General features: G+C 69.6%; 17 protein-coding genes. 8 read left to right on the top strand and 9 right to left on the bottom strand.

The genetic code is table 11. The annotated features are described in order from the left end of the window. Positions 1-3 precede the first annotated feature (3 nt). The 5 genes from ACRY_RS13515 to ACRY_RS13495 all read left to right on the top strand — a co-directional run bounded on the left by ACRY_RS13515 (position 4) and on the right by ACRY_RS13495 (position 3,855). Positions 4-912 (top strand): branched-chain amino acid ABC transporter permease, encoded by a 909-nt coding sequence (locus tag ACRY_RS13515; RefSeq protein ID WP_007422456.1) that lies wholly within the window; start codon positions 4-6, stop codon positions 910-912. After that, positions 902-1,609, top strand: coding sequence for an ABC transporter ATP-binding protein (locus ACRY_RS13510; RefSeq protein WP_012039876.1), 708 nt, complete (start codon positions 902-904; stop codon positions 1,607-1,609). Before ACRY_RS13515 ends, ACRY_RS13510 begins: the two co-directional genes overlap by 11 nt. Positions 1,610-1,613: 4 nt before the next feature. Then, on the top strand, positions 1,614-2,315 hold the full coding sequence (locus tag ACRY_RS13505; protein WP_012039875.1) for an ABC transporter ATP-binding protein: 702 nt from the start codon (positions 1,614-1,616) through the stop codon (positions 2,313-2,315). Positions 2,316-2,392: 77 nt separating this feature from the next. Beyond that, the gene (locus ACRY_RS13500) at positions 2,393-2,839 is read left to right on the top strand and encodes an OsmC family protein (protein WP_007422452.1); all 447 of its coding nucleotides are present in this window, start codon (positions 2,393-2,395) and stop codon (positions 2,837-2,839) included. A gap of 194 nt (positions 2,840-3,033) precedes the next feature. After that, positions 3,034-3,855: an IclR family transcriptional regulator domain-containing protein gene (locus ACRY_RS13495; protein WP_007422453.1), complete on the top strand. Its 822-nt coding sequence runs from the start codon at positions 3,034-3,036 to the stop codon at positions 3,853-3,855. Positions 3,856-3,877: 22 nt separating this feature from the next. On the opposite strand, the gene ACRY_RS13490 is transcribed toward ACRY_RS13495, so the two are convergent. The 5 genes from ACRY_RS13490 to ACRY_RS13470 all read right to left on the bottom strand — a co-directional run bounded on the left by ACRY_RS13490 (position 3,878) and on the right by ACRY_RS13470 (position 9,558). Next, positions 3,878-4,465, bottom strand: coding sequence for a hypothetical protein (locus ACRY_RS13490; RefSeq protein ID WP_012039873.1), 588 nt, complete (start codon positions 4,463-4,465; stop codon positions 3,878-3,880). A gap of 167 nt (positions 4,466-4,632) precedes the next feature. Next, positions 4,633-5,274, bottom strand: coding sequence for a hypothetical protein (locus ACRY_RS13485; RefSeq protein WP_012039872.1), 642 nt, complete (start codon positions 5,272-5,274; stop codon positions 4,633-4,635). A gap of 275 nt (positions 5,275-5,549) precedes the next feature. Then, entirely contained in the window at positions 5,550-7,472 is a 1,923-nt protein-coding gene (gene thrS, locus ACRY_RS13480; RefSeq protein WP_012039871.1) for a threonine--tRNA ligase, read from the bottom strand. Positions 7,473-7,483: 11 nt separating this feature from the next. Then, positions 7,484-8,422: a glycosyltransferase family 9 protein gene (locus ACRY_RS13475; protein ID WP_012039870.1), complete on the bottom strand. Its 939-nt coding sequence runs from the start codon at positions 8,420-8,422 to the stop codon at positions 7,484-7,486. Beyond that, the gene (locus ACRY_RS13470; RefSeq protein WP_012039869.1) at positions 8,419-9,558 is read right to left on the bottom strand and encodes a glycosyltransferase family 4 protein; all 1,140 of its coding nucleotides are present in this window, start codon (positions 9,556-9,558) and stop codon (positions 8,419-8,421) included. The genes ACRY_RS13475 and ACRY_RS13470 overlap by 4 nt, the downstream gene beginning before the upstream one ends. 58 nt (positions 9,559-9,616) lie before the next feature. Between ACRY_RS13470 and ACRY_RS13465 the strand changes: the two genes are divergently transcribed. The 3 genes from ACRY_RS13465 to speE all read left to right on the top strand — a co-directional run bounded on the left by ACRY_RS13465 (position 9,617) and on the right by speE (position 11,939). After that, positions 9,617-10,375 carry an alpha/beta hydrolase gene (locus ACRY_RS13465; protein ID WP_007423466.1) on the top strand — a complete coding sequence of 253 codons (759 nt, stop codon included), beginning with the start codon at positions 9,617-9,619 and terminating at the stop codon, positions 10,373-10,375. Between the two features lie 166 nt (positions 10,376-10,541). Next, on the top strand, positions 10,542-11,006 hold the full coding sequence (gene speD, locus ACRY_RS13460) for an adenosylmethionine decarboxylase (protein WP_007423467.1): 465 nt from the start codon (positions 10,542-10,544) through the stop codon (positions 11,004-11,006). A gap of 69 nt (positions 11,007-11,075) precedes the next feature. Then, on the top strand, positions 11,076-11,939 hold the full coding sequence (gene speE / locus ACRY_RS13455; RefSeq protein WP_007423468.1) for a polyamine aminopropyltransferase: 864 nt from the start codon (positions 11,076-11,078) through the stop codon (positions 11,937-11,939). Positions 11,940-11,984: 45 nt separating this feature from the next. Here the strand turns inward: speE and ACRY_RS13450 are convergent, their stop codons facing one another. The 4 genes from ACRY_RS13450 to ACRY_RS13435 form a co-directional block, all read right to left on the bottom strand. After that, complete coding sequence (locus tag ACRY_RS13450) at positions 11,985-12,605, bottom strand: hypothetical protein (RefSeq protein WP_012039868.1); 621 nt, start codon at positions 12,603-12,605, stop codon at positions 11,985-11,987. Between the two features lie 96 nt (positions 12,606-12,701). Next, positions 12,702-13,658 carry an acetyl-CoA carboxylase carboxyltransferase subunit alpha gene (locus ACRY_RS13445; RefSeq protein ID WP_007423469.1) on the bottom strand — a complete coding sequence of 319 codons (957 nt, stop codon included), beginning with the start codon at positions 13,656-13,658 and terminating at the stop codon, positions 12,702-12,704. A 61-nt stretch (positions 13,659-13,719) separates the two neighbouring features. Next, positions 13,720-14,892 carry an isovaleryl-CoA dehydrogenase gene (locus ACRY_RS13440; RefSeq protein ID WP_012039867.1) on the bottom strand — a complete coding sequence of 391 codons (1,173 nt, stop codon included), beginning with the start codon at positions 14,890-14,892 and terminating at the stop codon, positions 13,720-13,722. Then, positions 14,879-15,283: a hypothetical protein gene (locus tag ACRY_RS13435; protein WP_007423471.1), complete on the bottom strand. Its 405-nt coding sequence runs from the start codon at positions 15,281-15,283 to the stop codon at positions 14,879-14,881. The genes ACRY_RS13440 and ACRY_RS13435 overlap by 14 nt, the downstream gene beginning before the upstream one ends. Positions 15,284-15,315: the final 32 nt, after the last annotated feature.

Here is a 15,315-nt window from a genome sequence, read left to right as displayed (position 1 = left end):
ACAATGCGTTATCCCGTCGCGGTGCTGGCGATCCTCGCCGCCGCCTTCCTGGTCCTGCCGCATGTCTATGGCAACCAGTCCGTGCTGTTCACCATGATGACGTTCATGGCGCTCGCCCAGGGGCTGAACCTGCTCTACGGCTTCACCGGATATCTGCCGTTCGGCTATGTCGGCTTCTTCGGCACCGGCGCCTATGCCACCTCGCTGCTGGTCACCTTCACCGGCCTGCCGGTGCTGGTCTGCGTGCTTGGCGGCGGGTTGGCGGCGGTCGTGGTCGGGCTCATCCTCGGGCCGCTGCTGCGCCTGTCCGGCGCGTATTTCTCGATCGCCAATCTCGCCGCCTCGCAGATCATCTACTACGTGGTGGCGAACGAGGCGCTCAAGCATGTGACCGGCGGGCCCTATGGCGTGAAGATCGAGCAGGTCTACGCGCCCACGGCGAGCTACGCGACGATGCTGGCGATCCTGTTGCTCGCCACCGGGCTTGCCGCGTATTTCCGCCGCTCGCGATTCGGGCTCGGGCTGCGGGCGATGCACCAGGACCCGATCAGCGCGGGGCTCGCGGGTGTCAACATCGTGCGCGAGCGCCTCATCGTCTGGCTGGCCTCGGCCGGCATCGCCGGGCTGGTCGGCGGCGCCTATGCGTGGAACCTGTCGGTGTTCTACCCCGACGCGGTGTTCACCCTGCAGATTTCGGTCTTCGCCATCGTCTTCGCCCTGTTCGGCGGGGTGGGCACGGTGATCGGCCCGCTGCTCGGCGCGGCCCTGCTCTATGCGTTCTACGCGGTGATCGGCGTCTCCGCGCCGCAATATTTCGAACTGCTCTACGGGCTGCTGATCGTGCTGCTGGTGCTGTTCCTGCCCAACGGCCTGATGTCGCTGCTGATCCGGAGAAATGTCGATGTCCTCTGAACCGCTGCTCCGGCTGGACGGGGTGAGCAAGCGCTTCGGCGGGCTCACCGTGCTCGACCGGCAGAGTTTCTCGATATCCGAAGGCGAGATTCTCGGCCTGGTCGGCCCCAACGGTTCCGGCAAGACGACAACGATCAACGTCATCTCCGGGGTGCACCAGGCCGATGCCGGGCGCATCCTGTTCGAGGGGCGGGAAATCCAGCGCCTGCCGCTGTTCCGCATCGCCCGGCTCGGCATCAACCGCAGCTTCCAGGTGCCGAAATGCTTCCGCGCGATGCGGGTGCGCGAGAACATCGAGGTCGCCGCGACCTTCGCCGGGCGCGGCACGGTGGATATCGACGAGATCCTCGCCGGTATCGGGCTCGCCGACCAGGCCGACGCGATCGCCGGGGCGCTGACCGTCAACCAGCAGAAGATGCTCGATCTCGGCCGCGCGCTGGCGACCAATCCGCGCCTGCTGCTGATCGACGAGATCGGCGCGGGGCTCAATCCGGCGGAGCTCGGGGGCATCGCCGAACTGCTGAAATCGCTCGCCGCGCGGGGCATCGCGCTCATCGTCGTCGAGCATCTGCTCGATTTCCTCAACCGCATCACCGACCGGGTGATCGTGCTGGGCGCGGGGCGGATGCTGTTCGAGGGTTCGCTCAAGGCGGCGTCGCGGGACCCGGACGTGGTCGCCGCGTTCATCGGAGGCTGACGGCATGACCCTTCTCGCACTCAAGGGCGTCGAGTCCGGGTATGGCCCGATGCAGGTTCTCTGGGGCATCGACCTCGCGGTGAACGCGGGCGAGACGGTGATCCTGCTCGGCGCCAACAGCGCCGGCAAGACCACGCTGCTGCGCACGATCATCGGCCTGCTGCCCTGCACCGGCGGGACGATCACCTTCGATGGCGAGCCGGTCGGCGCCCTGCCGCCGGACCAGCGCATCCGCCGCGGCATCGCCTTCATGTCCGAACTCGGCGTGTTTCCCGGCCTGACCATCGAGGAGAACATCCGCCTCGGCGGCTATTTCCTCTCGGCCGCCGAGGTGCGGCGGCGCAGCGCCCGGCTCTACGACCTGTTTCCCGCCCTCGCCGGCAAGCGGCGCGACCTCGCCTCCAGCCTGTCCGGCGGGCAGCGCAAGATGCTCGGCATCGCCAAGGTGCTGGTCTCCGAGCCGAAGCTGCTGCTGATGGACGAACCCTCGTCCGGCCTCGCGCCGGTCTTCGTCAAGCAGGTGGTCGACGTGCTGAAGACCGCGATCACCGGCGGGATGACGCTGCTGATCGCCGAACAGAACGTCGCCTTCCTGCCGCTGGCCGACCGGGGCTACCTGATCGATGGCGGGCGGGTGCGGCTTTCCGGCACGCGGGCCGAGCTCGAGGCGAGCGACGCCGTGCACGAGGCCTATTTCGGGCTCTGAGCAGGTCCCGCCTTCGGCCATCTGGCGGCGCCTGCCGCTTGCGTGCATGTTGCACGGCAGCAGAAGGAGGGGCTCCGATGGCCGACACGCACGAGATCGTCCTGCGTCAGATCGAGAATTTCCGCTTCGAGACCGAATTCGGCGGCGGGCTGCCGAAGCTGGTGTCCGACGAGCCGCCGCCGCTCGGCGGCGGGGCGGGGCCGGAGCCGGTGCAGCTGCTGCTCGCGGCGGTGGGCTCGTGCATGTCCTCCAGCTTTCATTTCGCGATGACCAAGTTCCGCGAGGCACCCGGGGCGATCACCACCACCGCGCGGGCCACCGTGGACCGGGACGAGAACCGGCGGCTGCGGGTGCAGGCGATCCAGGTCGCGATCGGGTTTGCCGCCGAGGCGGGGACGATCGGGCATCTCGATCGGATTCTCGGCCAGTTCGAACAGTTCTGCACGGTCGGCGCCTCGGTCGCCCGCGGCATTCCGATCGAGGTGAGCGTGACCGACGGCACCGGTGCCAGGGTCAAGGGCTGAGCCCGTCCAGGCCGGCGAAACCGGCCAGCCGCCTCGGCAATCTCCGGCGAGTTGTCCACAGAAATCTGAATAAGCCTGTGGACAAGCGCGGGGGAAACCGCAAGGACGCTTTCCGCAAGACGCATGTTTGCGATTCCCCGGCGCGCCGGTCCGCCATCTTGCAAGCGCGGGGCAGATGGGCGCAGAACGCACGAATGTCGTCCCTGTCCGCCGATTCCATCCAGCCCGCCCCGCCGGCCGCCGCGCCGGCCAATCCGCGCGACCATGTCGAGAGTTTCGCCCGCGGCCTTGCCATCCTCTGCGCCTTCGGGCCGGACCGGCCGAAAATGACCCTGTCGGACGCCGCCCGCGTCACCGGGTTGCAGCGCTCGGCGGCGCGGCGGTTCCTGCTCACCCTGTGCGATCTCGGCTACGCCGTGCAGACCGACCGGTGGTTCGCGCTCACCCCGCGCGTGCTGGAACTCGGTTACGCCTATCTCGGCAGCCTGCGCTTTCCCGAACTCATCGAACCCTATCTGACCGGGCTGACCCGCGAGCTCGGCGAATCGAGCTCGGCGGCGGTGCTGGACGGGACCGACATCGTGTACGTCGCGCGCTCGGCGGCGCCGCAGCGGCTGATGGCGCTGTCGCTCGGGGTCGGCACCAGGCTGCCGGCGCATGCGACCTCGATGGGCCAGGCGCTGCTCGCCACCCTGAGCGATGACGAGGTGCGCGCCCGGTACGGGCGGGCGCCGTTGCAGGGGTTCACGCCCGCGACCATCACCGATGTCGGCCGGCTGCTCGAACGGCTGGCGACGGTGCGGCGGGACGGGTTCGCGCTGAACGACCAGGAACTCGAATTCGGCCTGCGCTCGGTCGCGGTGGCGGTGCCGGGCAAGGGGCAGCGGCAGGCGGTGGCGCTGAATGTCGCCACCAACGCGGCGCGGGTGTCGCATGAGGAGGTGATGCGCCGCATCCTGCCCGCGATTCGCGAGGCGGCGGCGCAATGCGCGCGGGCGGTCGCCCTGCTCGGCTGAGCGGGCGCGCCTGACGGGATCATCATCGGGACCGGACGAGCGGCGGGGCGCGGTTGCGCCGGCGCGGCGGCGCGCAGGCGGCGGGCGGGCGGAACCGGCGCGCCAGCGGCCGTGATTCTGCTCCTCCCGCATGCGTGCTGCTTGCGGGGGCGGGCTTGGTCCGCTTCCTGCTGCCTGCGCGCGGCGGGAGGCGGAGCGGCGCGGGGAGTTTCACGCCGAGGCAGCGGCAGAGCGGACGGAGGATGCGGCCGAGGCGCGGTTCCTCGCCGATGCGGCGCTGCAATTCGGGATCGGCGAGCAGGGCGCGGAGCTGGCCGGCGGCGGCGATGGCCTCGGGGACCGGAGCGAGAAGCCAGGCGGTGCGGCGCGGCAAGGCCAGCCTTGCGCGATCCACCGGCCGGCGTGGCCGGCGGCTCGCGGGACGCGGACGCGGGGCCGGAACCTGGTTATCGCAGAGGCGGAGCAAAAATGTGGCGTAGCGGCGCAGGCGGGTCCAGAGCAGGATGGTGAGGGCGCCGCTCCCGGGGCCGAAGGCGCCGGCAGCCCCGCGCCGGGCGACGGCGTCGCACAGCGTGTCGATCAGGGCGCGGAAGCGGCGGGCGACATCCATGAACGGAACAAGAACACACCTGCGCCAGGGTGGGCAAGAATTTTGCTCACCACGCTCCGCCGCGCGGAGGCCGGTGACGGAGAGCCGTGTCGCCCTGGACAGAGGCGTCCGCCGCGGTCTTGGGACTCAACCGGTCCGTTCCCGGCTCACGCCGCAGGCCGCCGTGCCTACCAGGGCACGACCGGCGGCGATACCTTGTCCGCAGTCTTGATGACCGACTTGTCGGACTGCTTCTGGTACCAGTCCTTGCCCGGGTTATTGAGTTTCGTCGTGTCGGTGGACGTCACCGGATAGGCGCTGGCGAACATGAGGTAGTTGTTGGTCTTGCGCAGGCAGACCACGACGTATTCGGTATCGCCCTTGTTCATCGACGCCGGATCGGCCGCCTTCTTGGTGGGGTTGGCGCGGGTGAACTGCTGGGTGCCGCCGAGTGTCTCGACCGCGGTTCGCGAATAGAGATCGATCCCGTCGTCCTGGCCCATGAGCGAATTCAGCGCCTGGGCGCCGATATCGGTGTTGAGCGCGCCAGTGATCGCCTCCACGGCGGAAAGCGGCGAATCGAACATCGAATGTTCCGCGCGCTTCTTGTATTCGCTCTTGAGATGGTCATCGACCGTTGCGGTCGAGCCGATCTTCGTGCCGTCCTTGCCGCTGCGCTGCGTCGTCCAGAAATCCTCGGATTTCATGTGGGCATCGGCGTGCGACGCCGACTTGCTTGCATCGCCGATGATTTCGGTGACGACTGCCGCGCTCAGCTGGCGCTTCTTCGCCGCGTCTTCTGCGGCACTGACAGTATACGCGAAAGGCATGACCCTGAACCCTCCTGGCTGTGACCGACCCGTTTTGCGATGATGACCGTCCGGATTGACGCAGATGGCCAAACAGGCGGCGATCTACGTCGATATCTTTCGACAATAATTCTAATTTGATACGGGCGGCAATCGAATAAGACAGGAGTCGATGCCGCGGCGTGTTCCGCATCACACGGGACGGGGATCGCCCGACGCAAGTCATCGGGCCGATGTACTGGCCTTGCCAGGGGCTGCCGCGACCCTGAAATCCGGCGGATTTCAGGGGTCGGGTGTCAGCGCAGGTCGGGCGGGGTGGCTTCTGCCTTGAGGGTGGCGATGGCCTCGTCGAGGGTCATGCTGTCCTGCTTGTCGGAGCCGAGGCGGCGGATCGAGACGGTTTGCTGCTCGGCCTCGCGCCGGCCGACGACGAGGATGTTCGGCACCAGGGCGAGCGAGAGGTCGCGCACCTTGGCGTTGATCTTTTCGTTGCGGGTGTCGGTGGCGACGGCGAGGCCGGCTTCCTTGAGCCGTGCGGCGACCGTCTCGGCATAGTCGTTGGCGTCGGTGACGATGCTGGCCACGGCCGCCTGGGTGGGGGCGAGCCAGAGCGGGAAGCGGCCGGCGCAGTTCTCGATCAGGATGCCGATGAAGCGCTCGAAACTGCCCACGATCGCGCGGTGCAGCATGACCGGGCGGGCGCGGCCGGACTCGGCGGTGACGTAGGAGGCGTCGAGCCGCTCGGGGAGGACGAAATCGACCTGGAGCGTGCCGCACTGCCAGTCCCGCCCGATCGCGTCGCGGAGGACGAATTCGAGTTTCGGGCCGTAGAAGGCGCCCTCGCCGGGATTGACGGTGAATTCGACGCCGGCGGTTTCGCAGGCCGAGCGCAGGGCGGCCTCGGCCTTGTCCCACACCTCGTCAGACCCGGAGCGCGGGGTCGGGCGGTCGGCGAATTTCACCGCGAATTCGGGGAAGCCGAAATCGGCGTAGACGCGGCGGAGCATCTCGACGAAGCGGACGGTTTCGTCGGCGATCTGGTCTTCGGTGCAGAAGATGTGGGCGTCGTCCTGGGCGAAGGCGCGGACGCGCATGATGCCGTGCAGCGCGCCGGAGGGCTCGTAGCGGTGGCAGGCGCCGAACTCGGCCATGCGCAGCGGCAGCTCGCGGTAGGAGCGGAGGCCGTGATTGAAGATCTGCACGTGGCAGGGGCAGTTCATCGGCTTGACGGCGAGGACCTTGTCCTCGTCCTCGACCTCGGCGATGAACATGTGGCTGCGGTAATTGTCCCAGTGGCCGGAGGCTTCCCAGAGCTTGCGGTCGAGCAGCTGGGGGGTGCGGACCTCGATATAGCCGAATTCCTCCTGGCGGCGGCGCATATAGGCTTCCACCGTGCGGTAGAGGCGCCAGCCCTTCTCGTGCCAGAACACGCTGCCGACGGCTTCCTCCTGCATGTGGAAGAGGTCCATCTGCCGGCCGATCTTGCGGTGGTCGCGGCGTTCGGCCTCCTCAAGCTGCTTCAGATGGGCATCCAGCTCCTTCTGGTCACGCCAGGCGGTGCCGTAGATGCGGCTGAGCATCGGGTTGCGGTGATCGCCGCGCCAGTAGGCGCCGGCGACCTTGGTCAGCTTGAAGGCGCCGCCGATATCGCCGGTGCCGCGCATGTGCGGGCCGCGGCAGAGATCGAGCCAGTCGCCCTGGCGGTAGATGGTGATGGTCTCGCTGGCTGGCAGGTCGCGGATCAGCTCGGCCTTGAAGCGCTCGCCGCGGGCTTCGAAGAAGCGGATCGCCTCGTCGCGGTCCCAGACCTCGCGGGTGAAGGGGGCGTTGGCGGCGATGATCTCGCGCATCTTCGCCTCGATCGCCGGCAGGTCGTCCGGGGTGAAGGGCTCGTTGCGGAAGAAATCGTAATAGAAGCCGCCCTCGATGGCGGGGCCGATGGTGACCTGGGTGCCGGGGTAGAGCGCCTGCACCGCCTCGGCCATCACATGGGCGGCGTCGTGGCGGATGAGCTCGAGGGAGTCGGCATCGCGGCGGGTGATGAAGCGGAGGCGCGCATCGGCATCGAGCGTGCGGGAGAGGTCCATCATCTTGCCGTCGACCTCCATCGCCAGCGCCGCCTTCGCGAGGCCGGGGCCGATGGAGGCGGCGATCTCGGTGCCGGTGACGGGGCCCGGATAGTCGCGGACGGAACCGTCGGGCAGGGTGATCGCGGGCATTGCGTGCTCCTTCAGGGCGGGGATGACGCGTCGTTATGCCCATCCTGCGCGGCGGCGGCAACGTCCGCCACCGCAAGGGCGGCGAGATCGGGGCGGCGGAGGATGGCGGGCCAGCCGCCATCGGGGGCGCGCGGGGCGGTCAGCGCGGGATCGGAGGCGCCGCCGAACAGCACGACGGAACGGACGCCGAGGGCGGCGGCGAGGTGCATCGGGCCGGTATCGTTGCCGATGGCGAGGCTGGCGCGGGCGAGGGTGCCGGCGAGCTGGGGGATCGTGGTGCGGCCGGTGAGGTCGAGCGTGCGCGGGGCGCGGGCGGCGATGGCGGCGGCGAGCGGGGCTTCGGACGCGGTGCCGAGGACGACGGAGGGGAGGTCGAGCCCGGCGGCGAGGGCGCCGAAGTTTTCCGCCGGCCAGCGCTTTTCCGGCCGGTGCGGGGCGGCGCCGGGGATCAGCGCGACGAAGCGCTCCGGCAGGGGGATGGGCGGGGCGGCGAGCGTCCAGGACAGGTCGGGGAGGGGCAGCGGCAGGGGGATGCGCGCGGCTTCGAGCTGGCCTTCGATCCGTTCGCGGGTGTGGGTGCGGTCGCGCGCGGGGTCGGCGTGGGGGAAGGCGCAGCCGGAGGCGATGCCGGACCAGGGCGGGCGTCCGGCGAGGCGGAAATAGCGGCTGGAGCGGCCGGAGGTCTGCAGGTCGTAGACCATCGCGAAGCCGCCGAGGGCGCGGCGCAGGCGGCGCAGGCCGGCGAGGTCGAGCGGGCCGGGCTTCGGGTCGATCATCACGCGGTCGAACCAGGGGGCGGCTTCGAGCCAGGCGGCGAAGGGTTTCGTGGTCAGGAGCGAAATCTCGGCGGCGGGATGGGCGGCGCGGATGGCGGCGAAGGCGGGGAAGCTGAGGACGATGTCGCCCAGCGCGCCGTGGCGGATGACGAGGATGCGCGGCGTCGATGTCATCCCAGCAGCTCGTCGTAGACGGCGAGATTGCCGTTCTGCATCGCCGCGATCGAGTAGAATTCGGCGACATAGGCGCGGGCGGCCTCGCCCATCGCGAGGCGGGATTCGGGCGGCAGGTCGAGCGCGGCGTCGAGGGCGGCGGCGAGGTCGGCGGCGTCGCCGGGCTTGGTGCGCCAGCCGGTTTCGCCGTGGCGGATGGTTTCGCGGGCGGCGCCGTGATCGGTGGCGATGGCGATCCGCCGCATCGCCTGGGCCTCGACGATGGTGCGGCCGAAGGCTTCGGGGTCGGTCGAGGCGTTCACCACGATGTCCGCCAGCTTGTAGGCGGCGGGCATGTCCGCGCAGTCGCCGGCGAAGACGACGCGGGGGACGAGATCGAGCCGGCGGATCGTCTCGACCAGGGAGCGGCGGTAGGCCTCGCGCCCCTGGGCGGCGCCGACGAGGAGGAGGATCGGGTCGCGGTGGCGCATGCGGGCGAGCGCCTCGATGGCGACGCGCTGGCCCTTCCAGCCTGTGAGCCGGGCGGGGAGCATGATCACCGGCGCGCCGTCGGGCAGGGGCCAGGCGCGGGCGAGGGCCTCCATCCGCCGGCCGCCCACGGCGTCGGGGTCGAATTTCGCGCAGTCCACCCCGCCGGGGACGATGCGCAGGCGGTCCGCCCCGACGCCGTGGCGGGCGCGGACGAGATCGGCGATGAAGCCGGAGATCGCGATCACCCGGTCGCCCGAGGCCATCACCGCGTTGTAGCGCGCCTTGAGCGGGCCGCGCTGGCCATAGGCGCCGTGATAGGTGGTGACGAAGGGCACGCCGCAGCGGCGGGCGGCGAGGCGGGCGGCGATGGCCGGGGCGCGGGAATGGGCGTGGACGAGGGAGATCCGCTCGGCGCGGATCAGCCGGGCGAGGCGGCGCGCGGCGGCGAGGATCTTCAGCGGGTTGCGGGATTCGAGGTCGATCTCGACATGCCGTCCGCCGGCGCGCTCGACCGCGCGGACCAGGCGGCCCGGTTGGCTGGCGACGAAGGCGCGGGCGCCGGTGCGGGCGACGGCCTCGGTCAGCTCGACCACCACCTGCTCCACGCCCCCGGTTTCCAGACGCGGCAGAACCTGTAGAATCGCATAATCCGAGGGATGGCGCATGGCGGACCTTTCGTGCGCCGCGCCGATACCATGCGCGGGCAGCGAAGGGGAGGGCCGGATGGACGAGAGCGTGGCGCGGATCGGGGCGAACGGGACCAGCCTCGCCTGTGCCCTTCTGCGCGGCGCGGGGCCCGTGGTGGTGTTCCTGCCCGGCTTCGCCTCGGACATGCAGGGGACCAAGGCGCTGTTCCTGCGCGACGAATGCGCGGCACGCGGGCGGGCGATGCTGCGGCTCGACTATTCCGGGCACGGGCAGTCGGGCGGGCGGTTCGAGGAGGGGACGATCGGGCGCTGGGCCGACGATGCCGCAGAGGTGATCGCCGCCATGGTGCCGGAGCAAAAGCTCGTGCTGGTCGGATCGTCGATGGGCGGGTGGATCGGGCTGCTGCTGGCGCGGCGGCTCGGGGCGCGGCTGGCGGGGTTCGTCGGCATCGCCGCGGCACCCGATTTCACCGCCGAGCTGATGGAGCCCGCCTTCGATGACGCGGCGCGGGCGGCGCTGGCGCGGGATGGCATCTTGCACCTGCCCAATCCCTATGGCGCGCCGACGCCGGTGACCGCGGCGTTGCTGGAGGATGGGCGGCGGAACCTCGTGCTCGGCGGGCCGATTCCGATCGATGCGCCGGTGCGGCTGATCCAGGGGCAGCGCGACGCCGAGGTGCCGTGGCGGACGGCGCTGCGGATCGCCGAGGCGGTAACGGGCGAGGATGTGCGGGTGACGCTGGTCAAGGACGGGGAGCACCGGCTGTCGCGCCCGCAGGACCTCGCGCTGATCGGCGCGGAGGTGTTTTCGCTCCGAGCCGGCGCGGCGTCATAACCGGCGCGCATTGCCCCCCTGCGCAGGGGGGGTAAAATTTCATCGAAGAACCTTGAAAAACCCCTTGCAAGTCCAGAGGTTTTTCCGCATATCGCGCGCTCTTGGCCCCGGGGGGCGCGGCGCGGTGCCGCGTTCTACAGGCTGTCACTGGTTGAGGGGGTTCGCGATGAACGCACTTGCCCGACTGGGGATGGTCTCGGAAATTCCGAGCGAAAACCAGACTGTTGCTCAGGACGCGACCGATGAGGTCGCCGTGCCGAAGGATTATTTCGTCGAGCGTGACGGCGTGAAATTCGCCGGGACGCATCTGCTCGTGGATTTGTGGGGGGCCGAGAAGCTCGACAGTCCCGAGCTGATCGACGCGACGCTGCGCGAGGGCGCGCTCGCCGCGGGGGCGACGATCCTGCACAGCCATTTCCACCATTTCACGCCGAATGGCGGCGTGTCCGGCGTGGTGGTGCTGGCGGAGAGCCATATCTCGATCCACACCTGGCCGGAGCGCAACTACGCCGCGATCGACATCTTCATGTGCGGCGTGTGCGATCCCTACAAGGCGATTCCGTTCCTGCGCGCGGCGTTCTCGCCGAGCGACGTGCAGGTGGGCGAACAGCGCCGCGGCGTCACCGCCTGAGGCGAAACCGTTGATGACGACACACCGCCTTGCCACCGGCAGGGCGGTGTTTTCGCATGGAGCGAAGACATGACCGACATGTGGGTGAACGAGACGCTGTATCCGTTCTGGGGCCAGCGCTTCGGGGTGACGCGCGAGCTGGCGCGGACGAAGAGCGACTTCCAGGACATCGCGATCTTCGAGAGCGAGTTCCACGGACGGGTGATGATGCTGGACGGCATCGTGCAGATCACCGAGGGCGACGAGTTCGTCTACCAGGAGATGCTGACGCATGTGCCGCTGCTGGCGCATGGGGCGGCGCGATCGGTGCTGATCATCGGCGCCGGCGATGGCGGCGTGCTGCGGCGGGTGCTGATGCACAAGGGCGTCGAGCGGGCGGTGATGGTCGAGATCGACGGCGAGGTGATCCGGCTGGCGAAGGAGTTCCTGCCGAAGATCGCGGGCGAGGCCTGGGACGATCCGCGCGCGGAGGTGATCGTCGGCGACGGGATCGACTATGTGAAGAAGGCGCCGGATGCGAGTTTCGACGTCATCATCGTCGATTCGACCGATCCGATCGGGGTGGGCGAGGTGCTGTTCACCGATGATTTCTATGCCAATTGCGCGCGCATCCTGACCGCGCGGGGGCTGGTGGTGAACCAGTGCGGCGTGCCGTTCATGCAGGCGGACGAGCTGCGCGAGACCTCGGCGCGGCGGCGGAAATTCTTTCCGCACGTGACCGCCTATGTCGCCGCGGTGCCGACCTATGTCGGCGGGTTCATGACGCTGGGCTGGGCCGGCAAGGACCCCGAACTCACCCGTCTGCCGGCGGCGACGATCCGCGCGCGGGCGGAAGCGGCGGGGATTCTCGGGACCACGGAATACTGGTCGCCGGAGATGCACGCGGCGAGCTTCGTGCTGCCGCCCTATATCGCGAAGCACCTGCCGGGCTGAGCTTCGGCGCCCGGTCCCGTTCGGGGTCGGGCGCGAGGCCGGGGTTCAGCCGTCCTGGCCGCGCTGCTCGCTGTGGGTGCGGTGCTGCACGCGGCCGATCCGCAAGAGATCGGTCAGGTGTTTCGGCATCGCGGGCGCGGGGCGGTAGGTCGGCGAGGGGTGCCAGGCGACGTGGCGCGGGCGGTTGATGCCGGGCATGAACCCCGAGGTGAATTCGAAGATCGTGCCGCGCCAGCGATAGTTGAAGCAGGCATCGGTGAAGCCGACCGCGGGGGCGACGAGGCGCAGGCGGACCTGCGAATCGTCCGGCGCGGCGAGCACGGCGCGCAGCTTGACCAGCGTCTCGGTCAGGTCGCGGCGGGGCGGGTCGCCGACGAGGCGCATCGCGCCGCCGTCGAACTTCAGGTGATAGGGGCGGGTGAGGATTTCGCTCACGCGGGCGAGGCCCTTGCCGATCGCGCCCTGCACCGCGCCGAGCTGTTCGCCGAAGCCGGCAACGGTGAGGCCGAGCTCGGCCCAGGTGACGATCATCTCCGCGACCGGCAAGGGCGACAGCCCCTCGGGCAGGAACTGGTCGACGACGAGGCCGAGCAGCTGGTCGGCGGCTTCGTCGCGGTCGGCTTCGAGGCGCTTGAGGGTGATGGTCGGCAGGTGATTCCGGGCCATGTCGGCCTTCCCCTCTTCCGGTGGATCAGGCGCGCAGGCTGAATCGCTTTCGGAATTCGGTCAAGTATCGTAACGATCGCGGCCGGCTTGCGCCGGTCAGACCGGCAGGGTCTGGCCGATGGCGAGGAATTTCTCGCGGCGTTTCGCGCGCAGGGCCTCGGGCGCGAGGGCGGCGAGGCCGGGCAGGGTTTCGGCGATCGCGGCGCCGAGGGCGGTGATCGCGGCCTGGGGGTCGCGATGGGCGCCGCCGAGCGGCTCGGGCACGATGCGGTCGATGATGCCGAGGCGCTTGAGGTCCTGGGCGGTGATCTTCATCGCCTCGGCGGCCTGGGCGGCGTTGGCGCGGTCTTCCCACAGGATGGCGGCGCAGCCCTCGGGCGAGATGACGGAATAGATCGCGTGCTCGAACATCAGCACGGTATCGGCGGCGGCGATGGCGATGGCGCCGCCGGAGCCGCCCTCGCCGATGATGGTCGCGATGAAGGGGACCGGGGCGGCGAGGCAGGCATCGATGCCGCGGGCGATCGCCTCGGCCTGGCCGCGCGCCTCGGCATCGACGCCGGGATAGGCGCCGGAGGTGTCGACGAAGGAGAGCACGGGCAGGCCGAAGCGGCCGGCCATCTCGATCAGGCGGCGCGCCTTGCGGTAGCCCTCCGGCCGGGGCGAGCCGAAATTGTGCTTCAGCCGCGATTCGAGGTCCCAGCCCTTCTCGATGGCGATGACCATGACCGGCTCGCCCTTGAAGCGGCCGGGTCCGGCGACGATGGCGGCATCCTCGCCGAAGCCGCGGTCGCCGGCCAGCGGGGTGAATTCGGTGATCAGCCCGGCGATGACGTCGCGCGCCTTGGGCCGCTCGGGATGGCGGGCGACCTGGGTCTTCTGCCAGGGCGAGAGCCTGCCGTAGAGGGTGCGCAACTGCCGCTCCGCCTTGTCGGACAGGAGGGTGACCTCTTCGGCGATGTTGAGCTCGCCCGGATCGGTCATCCGGCGCAGCTCCTCGATCTTGGCTTCCAGCTCGGCGACCGGCTTCTCGAAATCCAGGAAATGGCGCATGGCCGCTTCCGGTGCCGCAGTTTTTCGCCGGCGTCAAATCCCCCCTGGCGCGGGCCGCGGGTCAGGCGGTTTCGCGGAAGAGTTCGCGGCCGATCAGCATCCGGCGGATTTCCGAGGTGCCGGCGCCGATCTCGTAGAGTTTCGCATCGCGCAGCAGCCGGCCGGTGGCGTAGTCGTTGATGTAGCCGTTGCCGCCGAGGCACTGGATCGCCTCCAGCGCCATCCAGGTCGCCTTCTCGGCGGCGTAGAGGATGGCGCCGGCGGCGTCCTTGCGGGTGGTCCGGCCACGGTCGCACGCCTTGGCCACCGCGTAGACATAGGCGCGGGCGGCGCTCATCGTCACGTACATGTCGGCGAGCTTGCCCTGGATGAGCTGGAACTCGCCGATCTTCTGGCCGAACTGCTCGCGCTCGTGGACATAGGGGATCACGATGTCGAGCGCCGATTGCATGATGCCGAGGGGGCCGGCGGCGAGGACGGCGCGCTCGTAGTCGAGCCCGCTCATCAGCACGTTGACGCCGCGGCCGACCCCGCCGAGCACGTTCGATTCGGGGACGACGCAATCCTCGAAGACCAGCTCGCCGGTGTTGGAGCCGCGCATGCCGAGCTTGTCGAGCTTCTGGGCGCAGGAGAAGCCGGGCATGGTCTTCTCGACGAGGAAGGCGGTGATGCCGCGCGGGCCGGACTCGGGGTCGGTTTTCGCGTAGACCACCAGCGTGTCGGCCTCGGGGCCGTTGGTGATCCACATTTTCGATCCGTTCAGCACGTAGGAATTGCCGCGCTTCTCGGCGCGCAGGCGCATCGAGACGACGTCCGACCCGGCATTGGGCTCGGACATCGCCAGCGCGCCGACCTTGCGGCCGGAGACGAGGTCCGGCAGGTAGCGCTCGCGCTGGGCCTCGGTGCCGTTGAGGCGGATCTGGTTGACGCAGAGATTGGAATGCGCGCCGTAGGACAGGCCGACCGAGGCCGAGGCGCGGGAGATTTCCTCCATCGCGACGCAATGGGCGAGATAGCCCAGGCCGGCCCCGCCATATTGCTCGGGCACGGTGATGCCGAGCAGGCCGATGTCGCCCATCTTCGACCAGAGATCGTGCGGGAAATCGTTGTCGCGGTCGATCGCGGCGGCGCGGGGGGCGATTTCGGCCGCGGCGAAGCGGCGGACCGAATCGCGCAGGGCGTCGATCTCCTCGCCGAGGTCGAAATCGAGCATGGTGTGGCTATTCGCGCGCATGGCGTTGTCCTTCTCCCCGGTCGAAAGCGGCGGGCATCGCGGCTTCGAGCCAGCCCCACAAGGCGAGGGCGGCGCCGACGATGCCTTCGGTGCCGTTGTAATTGATGACGGCGACGATGCCGAGGGCGAGGCCGGCGATGCCGAGCGCGCGGCTGGCGAAGGCGAAGGCGAGCAGGCCGAGCAGCAGGGCGGGAAAGCCGAACAGCCGCTCGTATTGCAGCCAGAGCACGGCGTGGCGCGGGGCGCAGACCAGAGGGGCGTGGGCGGCGGCACAGAGGCCGACATAGGCGCGGGGCTCGATCGTCGCCATGCGGAAGCCGGCGGCGGCGGCGGCGAGCGCGATCACCACCGCGATTCCGATCAGGTCGGCCCGTCCGAATCTTGCCCTCATGCCCCTTGCCTCGTAATGGTGCATCGCGAAAA

This window comes from Acidiphilium cryptum JF-5 (genome assembly GCF_000016725.1).
Classification (GTDB): Bacteria; Pseudomonadota; Alphaproteobacteria; order Acetobacterales; family Acetobacteraceae; genus Acidiphilium; species Acidiphilium multivorum.
The sequence above is the reverse complement of the archived record's forward strand: the minus strand, read 5'-3'. Positions and strand labels throughout refer to the sequence as shown.